The sequence below is a fragment of the Olsenella phocaeensis genome, from assembly GCF_900120385.1.
Lineage (GTDB): Bacteria > Actinomycetota > Coriobacteriia > Coriobacteriales > Atopobiaceae > Olsenella_I > Olsenella_I phocaeensis.
In genome coordinates, this window is record NZ_LT635519.1 from 1 (window position 1) to 12,342 (window position 12,342).

Here is a 12,342-nt window from a genome sequence, read left to right on the forward strand (position 1 = left end):
AGCGCGTTTCAATCCACGCGCCCCGTGCGGGGCGCGACGCTCCTAGAGCGCGGCGTCGCGGATGGCGATGGTGTTTCAATCCACGCGCCCCGTGCGGGGCGCGACCGCCGACGGCGTCGTACTCGGCCTTGGAGCTGGTGTTTCAATCCACGCGCCCCGTGCGGGGCGCGACCGGCACCGAGCGCGGCCTGCATGGCCGTGCTCTTGTTTCAATCCACGCGCCCCGTGCGGGGCGCGACCAGGTTCGACAGGCGGTCGCTCATGGTGTCGATGGTTTCAATCCACGCGCCCCGTGCGGGGCGCGACTCGCTGAAGAGCTGCGTCGCGGAGCCGGTGAACTTGTTTCAATCCACGCGCCCCGTGCGGGGCGCGACGGCCGCTCTCTACGGGACGAGCCGCGAGACGGTCGAGTTTCAATCCACGCGCCCCGTGCGGGGCGCGACTGACTCGGTGGTGGAGGGGGCGCTGATGCTCCCGTTTCAATCCACGCGCCCCGTGCGGGGCGCGACGAGCGTCGACGACGCCCTGGCGCTGATCATGGGAGGTTTCAATCCACGCGCCCCGTGCGGGGCGCGACGGTTTGCGAGGAGTGCTACCAGAGGGAGAGGGAGGTTTCAATCCACGCGCCCCGTGCGGGGCGCGACGCACCGGCAAGACCTTCTCCGCCTGCTCAGCGCTGTTTCAATCCACGCGCCCCGTGCGGGGCGCGACTGGTTGTGCCAGTTGTACATGAAGAGTTCTGGGTCGTTTCAATCCACGCGCCCCGTGCGGGGCGCGACCTTGGAGATGGACATGGGTTGACTCCTTCCGAGGGTTTCAATCCACGCGCCCCGTGCGGGGCGCGACGCGGAGCCGGTGAGGATTGACGCGCTCGAGCTCGAGTTTCAATCCACGCGCCCCGTGCGGGGCGCGACGGCTACGTCTGCGAGAGCTGGGAGACGCCGGACGGTTTCAATCCACGCGCCCCGTGCGGGGCGCGACACGCCGCAGGTGGACAACGGGGTCGACGGATACAAGTTTCAATCCACGCGCCCCGTGCGGGGCGCGACCACCCCTGCACGGGGGGGTGCGACACCTCCTTATGTTTCAATCCACGCGCCCCGTGCGGGGCGCGACCGTTCGCCCAGAACCTCGCGGAGAGGGTCAAGGAGGTTTCAATCCACGCGCCCCGTGCGGGGCGCGACGAGGTCGAGGAGGCCATCGCACGCGTCGAGGAGACGTTTCAATCCACGCGCCCCGTGCGGGGCGCGACCCGGAGGCAGGGGTTCGAGCCGGACGCGCAGAACAAGTTTCAATCCACGCGCCCCGTGCGGGGCGCGACTGTCAATTCATGCGCAGCCATGAATTATCTGCAAGCATACATTCCATTCTCAAGGAACGCCACCCACATACTGCATTTTCAAGACGATCAATCACGCGTATTGAAGACAGAAATGGCGCGAACCTCCCAGAGCTACTCCGGCACTACAGGTTCGCGCAGGCTATCGGATGGCTATATGCATAAAAGCCCTTCAGGGTTGTACGTTTCCTTGGCACCAAGATGCTCCACGCGGCTTTCCCAGCGTTTGCCAAGGTTGTAAAACCGCAAGCTATCCCTCTCCTTGTCGATTAGTCCAAATAGCTCATGCTTCATGCTCTCGTATTGCGCGGGATCCACGAGGCACTCAAAGACGGAATACTGCACCCTCTGCCCATATTGCGTACATACCTTTGCCACCCGGCGCAGCCGCGCAGAACCACCCGCATCGCTACTCGCCACGTCATACGTCACGAGAACATACATCGCTACCTCCAGAGAAAGGCCGGGTAGTCATCAAGATCACCACGCAAGAAGCGCGCGAACAATTGTGCTTGCACGAACGGTACAAGACCAAGGGGCATTTTCTCTTTCAAGAACGGGTGGACAATCTGCTCCTGCTTCCTTTGCTGCCACCAGCCAATCACTTTTTTCCGAGATCCATCTCGCAGGAGAAATCCTTGAGAGGATCCCTGGAAGTCGCTCTCCGACAGCTGCCTTCTGTTGAAGAGAGAAAATGCGAAGCGGTCAACGATGGGCGCTCGAAGCTCCTCGATGAGGTCGAGTGCGAGGCTTGCCCGACCTGGCCGACACGCATGCAGATACCCCATTTGTGGATCCAGTCCAACAGACTCGCAGGCAGAAATGAGCTCCCTGGTTAGCAGCGTGTAAAGAAATGAGAGCAGGGCATTGACCGGATCTTCCGGAGGACGCTTAGTGCGACCCCGGAAGTCTATGTCCTTGTTGCGCAGCGCCCCTCCCAGCACCGAGAAGTAAGCGTGGGCAGCATTTCCCTCCACACCCCTCAGCTCATCAAGGCTATTGCAAAGCGCGACATTCCTCTTGCTCTCCGCCAACTCATCGATGACCGCAGGGGCGTTCCCCTCCTTCATGTCGGGGTAGTCCCTCAAATAGTGCTGCAGGACGAGCCTCCCGTTATGCACCTTAGCCGTAACAAACCGCCTTGCCACATCGAGACAGGCGCCCTCGTCCATCGAACGGCGGTACTGTTCGCGTCGCAAGAGGATATTTCCCGACGTAGGACCACACACGCGAGCCTGGAAACGCCCGGTCTCGTCAAGAATGACAACTGTTACGCCATGCAGAGCACATGCGCCAAGAACCGAGGTGCTGCATCCCACGTGACCAAACAGCACCACTCCGTCCAACAGATGAAATGGCACGCTCATCGCTTTCTCATCACCAAGATACACTGCCAGCGCGTCATCTTTCTTGCGGAGATAGGCATCGGGATTTGTGAGATAGAGGGTATTAAGAAGCCTCTTCATACCAATGCCTCCTCGCCGTTTTGTGCCCAGTAGTCATGCACGGTCAAGCTACCAACCTCAGGCAAACACTCATTTACGAGCGAGCAACGTCTGCACCTCGTCCCCATTTCAGCGCGAGGAGTAATAGACGACGAGAAGAGCTCATGCATGCGAGCGGCAAGGGTCTCCACCCTATCGCGAAGCTCTTGCGTAATGTCAACTCTTTCCCGTCTCCGCGTTTCGCCGTAGAAAAGGGTACCTTCCGCTATGGAAACGCCAAGCATCTCCTCGAGACAGAGTGCCTGTGCTGTCACCTGCACGCAATCCCAGTCTTCCACCTTTGGCCTACCGACTTTGTACTCAACGGGGCGCACGAGGAGGCCTGCGTCACCAGTGCTACGCTCGACGATGTCGGCGATACCGTAAATGCCCAACCTTCGGTTAACGAGGCGGACGCCGCGCTCAGCCTTTATGTCGTCCGAACAGGAATATCCTGCGGCGTCCACTCGCTCATGAAAGTAATCACCGCGCAACGTATCTGCGCTGTCCTCCCAAATCTGTTCCAGGTGGATGAGCGCCCACTGGCGTTCGCAGAAGGCGAGGTGTTGAAGGCCCGAAAGAGCCAGCAGCTCGTCATCCTGGTATTGAGTCCTCGGAGACCCCATCGTCTCTCCCAAGGCCCTCTATGCCTGGGGCGGGATGTAGTCGAAGCTTCTCACCGTCACACCTGCTGGCAGGTTACCCTCGTCGACCGAAATCATGTAATCGGAGAAGTGACGCCCCGGACGCGAGGGGTTCGCATCCGCCCTCTCTGCCTTCACGAGATCGAACAGTCGGTGCGCAGGGGCATTTCCGAGCCTGCTCTCGTGCCTGAACACGATCAGCCTTCGGGAGGTCATGAGTCCGCGAGACGAGCTACGGTCGTTCTCGAACATATTCATGAGAGCCTCCCAGAGGAGGTTCAGGTCATCGTCGGAGAACCCGCTCTTCTCCGCGAGGGAAGCCGAGACAAAGCCCTCGAGACGATACAGGCCATAGGGCACGTACTCTTTGCGTCCCATAGTCTTTCCCTTGTCGGCATCCTTTGAATTGGTAACTGCCATGCGAGTGATGCTCATCTCGGCAGGCATGATGGGTTCGACGGATCGGGAGAAGCAAAGCTGCACGGGACCCCTTACCTGACCGCAGTTGACTTCGGTGGTCATTACCGCACCGAAGGTGCGAATATCATAGAAGTTGTCACACATGAACTTTGTGACCTTGACTTGGTCTTCCAAGTTCTTTGGCAGTTTCTTGGACTCCTGCTTAATGTCATTATTGATGTATGCTTCTTTGTTGCGATCGTTAAGCACGGCACCGTTCTGCACATAGATGCGATAGCCCGCAGTACCCTCACGCGTAAGGTCAACATAGTTGCGGACCTTACGCTTGAGGCACACGTCGGAGACGATGCCTATGCCGGTCTCGGCGTCGATGCGAGGCATGTTACCTGCGTCTGGATCTCCGTTGGGGTTGCCGTTCTCCACGTCAAAGTAAAAGACGAAGTCATAACGATTCTTGATCGCTTCCATGCTAGTCAATCCTCTCCGTCACATCGACTTTTGCTGTCTTGTCGCCTTTCTCAGACTTCTTGTAAAGCGCCTCGCGTTGCTGATAGAAACCAATGTAGAACTCCCCCTGGTCATCGTATGACAGGGTTTTTGGGAATCCGCTATCGTCGACTTTGGAGATGACCCTCTGGACGAGGACATCTATACGGCTACCCCATGAACTCTTGCTGATGTGGTGCTGCGCCAACTTCAAAAGCTGGGGAAACACCCGTGCTGGAGTAGTCGAAGCGGCGCCCATGTAGCGCTCGCGAATTCCCGCATTTATGTCGCCCACAGCGTCCACCTGCACCTTGTCCAGCAAGGCGAACAACCTGCCGAGGAGGTATCCTTGATTCTCATTCTCTTCATTAAGCGCCACGGTAAGTCTCCTTTCTGCGTCTTCCCTAACTACTTGGCCTGCATTGCGTGACTTTCGCAGGAGGTACGCTCGCAATATTGCCGCACGCCTCCCCATATCAAAGGTATTCCTGGAGCCATGGTCGGCCCTTGTGCGCAAGATAATTTCTTTTGCAAGAGAATCTGGGAATGCTGTCCCATCAAGCAGGGCCCTCACACAGGAAGTGATGAGCGACCTTGGCAGGTTCTTTGACTCAACCTGCACTGCAGCTTGTTCTAGGTATCTCTTGAGGGAACAAAGCCTTACCCCAACCATTTGGGTGTCACGAAGGAACAGTGAGACGTTGCGCTCAAGGTCACCGAAACTTCCGGTCTGATAAAAGCGGGCAGCGAGACGTGCCTGATATGGAGCGATTCCCATCACGTGGTACTTTGTGTCCGCCGGAACGTCTACGGGTGGAAGGCCATGGGTCATCTGCTGCAGTGCCTCCTGGACGGCATCCCTCACCTCGACGTTTTCACCCCTACCAGAGATGATGGCGTTAGAGCCCCCGATGCCGTCGCTGTCGAAAATAAACGAAAGGCAGGCGTCAGCTATCGAGTCGCTCGAATTGGTCCAAAAGCAGACGTAGTCATCACCCAGACGCATATGGTGAGAATCATCCTTGAGAACGTAGTTCAAGGCACCCCCTGCCTTCTCTGCCGCCTCCCGTGATATAGAACCCACCGTTGCGATCTTCTGTCCGTAGGAGCTAAAGGCGTCAGCATTGCAGGAAACCAGGGCAGCCCCGGCGCTCTGCGCACCAGCAAGACCGCTCACTTGAGGAAAGAGCTTCGCCCTTGGGACAACCTTCCCCAACACGAGGCAAGTACACTGTTCCGACTCTTGCTCCGCTGCCTCCGCATAACGGTCCCAAGCCGCGACGATGGCGGTACGCTCGTGCAGGAGGCTCCCGTCAGGGAGGAAACGGAAGACCAGATTCGACTTAAGGTTGGGGTTTTCTTTCTCATTCGAGCCTGGCCGCACGTCCTCACCCATGGCCTCCGCACACAGACGAGGGAGCATGCCCGCTCCATAATGCCTGAGCATGCTTAGGTAGGCCCGAGCGCCGTCGTCGTCGACTTCAGAGAGAACGTCTTTCGCAAGCTGCTCGTGCATCAAGCGGAGCTCCTCGCGAAACTTGTTCTTTCCGACGCCAAACACGTGCTGAGCGTCATCACAGAGAAATCCAGGCACGGGCTTCTGGCCCGACCTAGTGACATACGCCATCGGCACCACGAGCTTCGGAAGCTTTTGCCCTTCCGCTGCAAGCGGCACGCATGAGACGATTGTCCCATCCCGATCAAGGGTCAGCTCGTACCCAACACTCGTGCGGCACCATCGTCTGGGGGGAATTGCATCTGGATCGGTCTGTCGCTTGAGGTCAAAGAGGTCGCAAAGGTCTCTGAGCATCATGCGACCACCGCCGTACGCGCCGCGGCAACATCGATTACTCCACGATGCATAACGGCCCTATAGAACTGGGGCATTGGATCCTGACCTGTTTTATAGGAGAGGTCGTAGAGCATATAGCCGAGGTCGTGGCTCGCTTCACCCTCATAGTAGGAAGGCGGTAGCTCATCTTCCTCCCCCACGGCTTCAACTTCCGCAGGAAACTCCCCGCAGCCCAGGTAGGGCTGGTTAAAGCACTGTCCCAAACGTAGCCGCCTCAAGGCAATGTTGTAGTGCTTTGAGGCGGTGTCAGCCTCCCCCGCCCGTTCGGGCACCATTTCGAAGTGGGCATCCACGACGTAGTCAACATTCCTGAGGTAAAGGGTATTCCTTTGCTGGCGGTCCTCAACCACATTGACGCCAAGGGCCCCCGTACCAGACGTATAGGCCGCCTTCGCCGCTCTATACGAAACCTTTGACGCAACCTCATTACGACGGATTGTGTCAAAGGTTATGGGGTTAAGCACCTCAATGCGATCGATTATCCAGCGGATGGCTGGCTTCCAATAGACCGCTTCCAAGATTCCCCTTGCGGCAGAGGGAGTGATCACGTCGTAGCTCGTTCTCTCGACGTGCATCTCCGGCCGTGTAAAGCAGGCCCTTGGACCCTTTATCCGAACCCTTACGCCATATCCCATGTCGTATTTTTCCTCCCTTCATTGCCAAAGAGCTAAACAATCAGTGCCGAAAGATCAACGGTTTCCGGATCAAGCAGCCCCCTCTCTTCGTCATAGACAGGACGACTCCCATCGCGCATTTCCAGGACCGAGATCGGGAAACCATCGATTCGCCGAATCTGCCCTGCCTCCTGGAGCTTCTTATAACTCCAGGGTGCGACATTAATTGAGTGGCGCTGTATCTGGGGGAAGAAGTCGTATCCCCAGGCCTCATCGGACTCTATGCGCCCCAAAAGCCTCTCTCCCCCCTCACCCCATGGGACAAAAACGCCTATTTCCTCGTTGTCGATGAAACGATATCTCTCGGAAATCGTCTCGAAGGGATAGCTCCCATCAGAAAGGTATTTCTGCCAGTGGTCATCGACGATGCATCCGTAGATCGGCTTCCCATCAGCCCCATCAAGATTTCCGACCTGATGGCGCCTCTTGAAGTAGTAGGCAACGGACTGAGCACCGAATGGTTCCCAGCCCTCAAGTGCGGCAACTTTGAGCGTCTCCCTTCCTAGGGCCTTCACCTTCGCAAGCCAACTACGCGAGGGCCTCTGCATGCTTGCAAAGTCCTTGCATTCGAACACGACGACACGGCCGCGCCTTCCAAGCGCTCCTTCGCGGTTGCACCTACCGGCAGCCTGCAATATCGAATCGATGCCGGTAAGCTCCCTGAGCACAAGTGGAAAGTCGACATCCACACCCGCCTCTATCAGCTGGGTGGACACGAGGCGGCAGGGTTCCCCCACCCTCAGCCTATGCCGCACCTCCTCAAGCACTTGCGTCCTGTGCTCTGGCACCATGAGTGCGCTCAGATGGAGCACGCTGTCGGCGCATCCCAACCTCTCCCTAAGCGCATCAAAGACCTGAGCTGCGGCCCGGCGTGAGCTGACGACACAGAGCGCCTGATTGGCGGACGCGATCTCGTCGGCAAGACAATCGATGTCAATCGCCCCTTCGCCGCCGGACTCCTCAGAAACATGGGAGATGTCGAATTCGACGCGTCCGCCGAAGAGCTCAGCATGGCGCGTACGCTCGTCAATAATCGATTTGACCTGCGATCTGAAGGGCATGCACTCCTCAAGCCCGGGTTGCGTAGCGGTGCAAATGACCACGCTCACGTTCGCGATGCACACCAAGGACTCAAGCATCGCAAGAGTCGACTTGAGCAGCTCATCAGGGAGGTTCTGCGCCTCATCCAATACGATGACGCTGTTGGCGATGTTATGCACCTTGCGCGAGCGCGTGGTCCTATTTGAAAAGAGCGACTCAAATAGTTGAACATTCGTGGTCACTATTACGGGCGCAGACCAATTTTGAACAAGCATGCGCTCTTTTAGGCCAACATCGTCCTGCTGTACGCCGGCCGAATCCTTGCCCACCTCTGAAAAGCCGAAATCGTAGCTAGAGAAATGCTCGAGTACGTTTCCTCGGCCGAGCGCCTCCTTAAAGACTCGAGCGTTCTGTTCGACGATGCTCATGAAGGGTATCGCGTAGACGACGCGTTTTTAGCATCGTGCAGCAGCAAGAGCGACAAGGCCGAAATCCTGCGGATATACGAACGACAGAGACGGGCATAACGGCTCAAGCGGGCCATTAGGGACTCGTCTGGGACGCGGACCCGAAGTGCTTGTGCCATCGTTTTTGGTGAGCCGCAGAAGCTCGTCCCGCGACGGGAGACGATGCGTCCCACGGCATCGCGAGCGGCACCGTGGGACGCACCTTAACCGTCGGCCAGGCCTACTTGCCTAGAACCACCGAGCACCTGCGCTCGCCGTCGAACCACGTGACGTGGCCGACCTGGACGTTGCGGACGAGGTAGCGCTCGACCTGCTTGCGACTGCCGAACGACAGGCGCTTCAACACCTCGTGCCCGGTGCCGCCCGGCTTGCGCTTCCAGAGCGCGAGGTGCCATGAGAGGTCCTGGAACTCCTCGTGCAGGCAGCGCGGGCAGTGCCATCGCGTCTGGTGGAGCACGGTGTTCTCGTACACGCGGCGCATCTGCGCGTCGCAGTTCGGGCACAGCATCAGAGCTTCCCGTCGTTGATGGCCCGCTGCCAGGCGCGGCAGGACTCGTGGCCGAAGTACCCGTCCACGGCCACGTGGTATCCCAGCGAGCACAGGAGGCTCTGCACGGCCTTCGAGGTGTTGTATCCCCAGTACCCGTCAGCGACCACGCCAGCGCGGCGCTGGACGGCCCTCACGAGGTCAGAGCCTCCGTCCTCGCCGTAGCGCCACGAGGACGTCGCGCATGGCACGTTGAGCCTGTCGGAGCGGCTCTGGCCGCTGATGACGCCGTCCTGCGTGGTGCCGAACGCCTCCTGCGACTTGCGGATGGTGGCGGGGCCGAACCACCCGTCCACAGCGAGGCCAGACGCAGTGGACGGACCCTGCCCGTTGTAGCGCAGGCAGCAGTCCCACGGGTAGTCGTAGTAGTCGCGGTGGTTGGTCTCGTAGCCGTCCTGGTCGCCAGCCTGCCCGCCACGGACGCGGTGCCCGTCCTCGCCGCGAGACGCCTGGATGAGCGTGCCGTCGCCGCAGCTCAGGGCCACGTGATGCACGTCGTTGAGGAGCACGTCGCCGAGCCTCGGGCTTCCGTCGCTCGGCAGCCGCACCCACCCGCGAGCGCACAGCTCGTCGCTCATGTTGCCGGTGTAGGTCGCCCCGCCCACGTCGTAGCCGTGCTTGCGAAGCAGGCCGATGACGAAGCTCGAGCAGTCAACCTCGGTGCCCGTCTGGTAGCCGGACTCCTCCCAGGTCATGCGGTCGGCCTGGTCGTAGCCGAGGTTGCCCTCCTCCACCCACCAGATGCCATCGGACACGACCTCGGGGAGCGGGTCCGGCAGTCCCTCGGGCTTGCCGTCGCCAGCCGCCATGGCCTGCCACGTGTCGCGCGTGAGCGGCGAGAAGTTGCGGTCGGTCATCTCGTTTGACGAGGAGAACTGCCAGACGGCGTAGGAGTCCCACGGGGAGGTCCCGTAGAGGAACCCGGGGACGTCCCAGGAGTTGCGCATGTCTGGGTACCCGGCCACCCAGAGCGGGCACTCGGGATGGCAGGAGGCCACCTGTCCGATTGCGGACGCCTGCACGTAGACCATGGGCCAGACGCCGGTCTTGGCGTGGAACGCCTCGCAGAAGCGGCGGCACCAGGAATCGTCGCCCCAGGCGTCGTTCTGGTTCGACTCCCAGTCCAGGCACGGGACGGCCTTGCCGACCCACGCGGAGGCCACGGAGAGCAGGTGCTCGACCTCTGAGGCTGGGTCCTCGCCAGCCGCGTAGTGGTAGAAGCCGAGCAGCTTGCCGTCCGACTCGGCGCGCTCGATGGCCCGCGTGAAGTACGGGTTGACGTATCCGGTGCCCTGGGTCGCCTTGGCGATGAGGAAGTCGGACTCCCGGTAGGCTCCCTCGGTGTTGGACTTGAACGGCCAGAGGTCGTGGCTGCTGACGTCTATGCCAATCATCGGCTACTCCGCGTGGCGGGGCTTGGGGGACTCGTAGCCCATGGCCTGGACGGAGTCGGAGAGGCCCTCGGTGGTCGGGTCGTTCACGACGCCCAAGATTGCGAGGACCGCGAAGAGGGCATTCACGATTGCCGCGAGCTGCTGGTTGAGCACGGCGAAGTCCCATTCGTAGCCGAAGGGTGCCGCGCACACCTGCACGAGCAGGATGGTCGCGGGGATGAGCGTGAGCCAGAAGTTGCGGTTCTTGGCTCGTACCTTCCAGTTGGTCATGGTGGTTCCTCTCTACTCTGTGCCGCCTATGCGGCAGGACTCACAACGCTGCTCGACGCGCTCGATGCGGCGTTCAAGCTCGTTGCTTCGTGCGCTCTGCCTCTTCTCAAGCTCTCCCATCTGGATGTGGGTCTGGGCGATGCCCACCTGGTGCTCGTTGAGCTGCTTGCTCATGTCTCGCACCGTGTCGCGCGTCTCGCGGGCCATGTCCTCCACGTTGGTGAGCTTGTTGTCCGTGTTCTCCTGCGAGATGCCCTGCGCCCTTATGCGCTCGGCTTCGGCGAGCCTGTCCTTGCGCCGGTTGCCTGCGGCGACGAAGAACGCGAGTCCCAACGACGCGAGCGATGTGAGCTGCCCGAAGAAGTTGGGGTCCATCTCGAACCCGCTCATGCCGCAGGCCCTACCTTCTCCCAGACGGCCTCGGTCCCCTGGACGCCAGGCTCCCAGGTGTTCTTGCCAGCGAAGGTCGAGCGCCACATGAAGCCCTTGTGCGTGACGATGTTGCCGGGACCGTAGCCGCCGCTGCCGTCCTGAGGCTCCCACGGGCCGGGAGCGGTGCCGTCTTGGCCCGGAAGCACGCGCTCGTACAGCGCTGGCGTGTCGGCAGGCTCCCAGTCGGACTGGGACGTGTGCTCCTGGCGGACTCGGTACAGGCGCATGAAGCGCTGCAACCGCTTGCCCGTCGCGTACCTGACGCCAGGCTCCCACTCGTCGAAGAGCACGGTGGCCTTGACCGCCGTGTCATCGTCCAGCTTGTCCAGGTCAACGCCGATTGCCTTGACGGCGTCGGCTATGGCCACGACCTGCCGCTCCGGAGTGGACTCCGCAAGCTCGCGCTCGTGGCGGGCCTTGGCGACGAGTTCCGTGGCGTGTGCGATGACGTAGGCGGTGTTGGCGTCGGTGCCAGACACGCGGAACGACTCCGCACTGACCCCGTCGGTGGCCGTGACGTCCATGAAGCAGGCGTCGCTTCCAGGCTCGCCGCTGGTGGCCCAGCTGATTACCTCCATGAGAGTGCTCCCTTCCCTCGATGACGTGATGGTCATGCGATGGGGGGGAGCCTGAGTGCGGGGTTGCCTTCCACGAACGTGTGGGGCAGCGCTTGCGGCGTGACAAGCGCTGCCCCCGCTGGGTTCAACGCGTGGGCGCTGTGCATACGCAGCTAGCTGACTCGGAAGATGAACCGCGCCTCGATTCCGATGGCGCCGTTGTTCTGGACTCCGTCGTAGGCGGATGACTTCTTCATGACAACTCTCACGCTGCCGGGCTGGGCCGTGCATCCCGTCTCATTGAGCGTGGAGAACATGCCGTAGCCACTAGAGTCGCCGAACACGTACTTGTCGTTCTGCCGGAAACACCCGCCTCCGCCGACGAGCGAGACGGTGTTGCTCGGCGTGACGTCGAGCGGGACGCTGCAACACGCGAGCTTGCCGTCTCCCGTGACGAAGCCCGCGCCGTACCACATCACGGTCACGTCTCCCGGAGCCATGCCGCCGCTCCTCCACGTGACGGCCCATTGCGCGGACTTGGAGGGGCGCTGCCACAGCTCGGAACCCGACGGCACGAAGCGCACGAGGCACTGCGAGCCGTCTTCGTTGTTGAACCTGAGGTCAGCCGGGTAGTTGGACGATGCGTGCTCCATGCTCGCGCTCTCGACGCCGACGGTCCCCGGCACTTGCAGGCTGGCCCTCGCGGCAGACGCGGTCGGCGCTCCGGTCCCGCCG

At 60.7% G+C, this 12,342-nt stretch carries 13 protein-coding genes and 1 CRISPR repeat array; all 13 genes read right to left on the reverse strand.

Going from position 1 to position 12,342, the window contains the following annotated elements; translation table 11 throughout:
• The first annotated feature begins 5 nt into the window (after positions 1-5).
• Positions 6-1,321: direct repeats of the CRISPR family, unit length 33 nt; unit sequence GTTTCAATCCACGCGCCCCGTGCGGGGCGCGAC.
• Positions 1,322-1,492: 171 nt separating this feature from the next.
• A complete protein-coding gene (gene cas2 / locus BQ7388_RS10700) occupies positions 1,493-1,783 on the reverse strand; it encodes a CRISPR-associated endonuclease Cas2 (protein ID WP_009278659.1) in 291 nt (96 codons plus the stop codon).
• 2 nt (positions 1,784-1,785) lie between these two features.
• The gene (gene cas1c / locus BQ7388_RS10705) at positions 1,786-2,805 is read right to left on the reverse strand and encodes a type I-C CRISPR-associated endonuclease Cas1c (RefSeq protein WP_072500648.1); all 1,020 of its coding nucleotides are present in this window, start codon (positions 2,803-2,805) and stop codon (positions 1,786-1,788) included.
• A complete protein-coding gene (gene cas4 / locus BQ7388_RS10710) occupies positions 2,802-3,461 on the reverse strand; it encodes a CRISPR-associated protein Cas4 (protein WP_234946961.1) in 660 nt (219 codons plus the stop codon). Before cas4 ends, cas1c begins: the two co-directional genes overlap by 4 nt.
• 6 nt (positions 3,462-3,467) lie before the next feature.
• Complete coding sequence (gene cas7c, locus BQ7388_RS10715) at positions 3,468-4,355, reverse strand: type I-C CRISPR-associated protein Cas7/Csd2 (protein ID WP_072500650.1); 888 nt, start codon at positions 4,353-4,355, stop codon at positions 3,468-3,470.
• A gap of 1 nt (position 4,356) precedes the next feature.
• Positions 4,357-6,186 (reverse strand): type I-C CRISPR-associated protein Cas8c/Csd1, encoded by a 1,830-nt coding sequence (gene cas8c / locus BQ7388_RS10720; protein WP_072500651.1) that lies wholly within the window; start codon positions 6,184-6,186, stop codon positions 4,357-4,359.
• On the reverse strand, positions 6,183-6,860 hold the full coding sequence (cas5c, locus tag BQ7388_RS10725; RefSeq protein WP_072500652.1) for a type I-C CRISPR-associated protein Cas5c: 678 nt from the start codon (positions 6,858-6,860) through the stop codon (positions 6,183-6,185). Before cas5c ends, cas8c begins: the two co-directional genes overlap by 4 nt.
• Before the next feature lie 32 nt (positions 6,861-6,892).
• Positions 6,893-8,368 (reverse strand): CRISPR-associated helicase/endonuclease Cas3, encoded by a 1,476-nt coding sequence (locus tag BQ7388_RS10730; protein WP_072500653.1) that lies wholly within the window; start codon positions 8,366-8,368, stop codon positions 6,893-6,895.
• Between the two features lie 259 nt (positions 8,369-8,627).
• Positions 8,628-8,915 carry a hypothetical protein gene (locus BQ7388_RS10735; protein WP_072500654.1) on the reverse strand — a complete coding sequence of 96 codons (288 nt, stop codon included), beginning with the start codon at positions 8,913-8,915 and terminating at the stop codon, positions 8,628-8,630.
• A complete protein-coding gene (locus BQ7388_RS11670; RefSeq protein WP_083558391.1) occupies positions 8,915-10,348 on the reverse strand; it encodes a GH25 family lysozyme in 1,434 nt (477 codons plus the stop codon). The genes BQ7388_RS10735 and BQ7388_RS11670 overlap by 1 nt, the downstream gene beginning before the upstream one ends.
• 3 nt (positions 10,349-10,351) lie before the next feature.
• A complete protein-coding gene (locus BQ7388_RS10750; RefSeq protein ID WP_072500655.1) occupies positions 10,352-10,618 on the reverse strand; it encodes a phage holin in 267 nt (88 codons plus the stop codon).
• A 12-nt stretch (positions 10,619-10,630) separates the two neighbouring features.
• Positions 10,631-11,008: a hypothetical protein gene (locus BQ7388_RS10755; protein ID WP_072500656.1), complete on the reverse strand. Its 378-nt coding sequence runs from the start codon at positions 11,006-11,008 to the stop codon at positions 10,631-10,633.
• Entirely contained in the window at positions 11,005-11,628 is a 624-nt protein-coding gene (locus BQ7388_RS10760) for a carbohydrate-binding protein (RefSeq protein ID WP_072500657.1), read from the reverse strand. Before BQ7388_RS10760 ends, BQ7388_RS10755 begins: the two co-directional genes overlap by 4 nt.
• Positions 11,629-11,780: 152 nt before the next feature.
• The coding region (locus BQ7388_RS10765) for a hypothetical protein (protein WP_234946962.1) at positions 11,781-12,342 on the reverse strand (562 nt) is incomplete at its 5' end.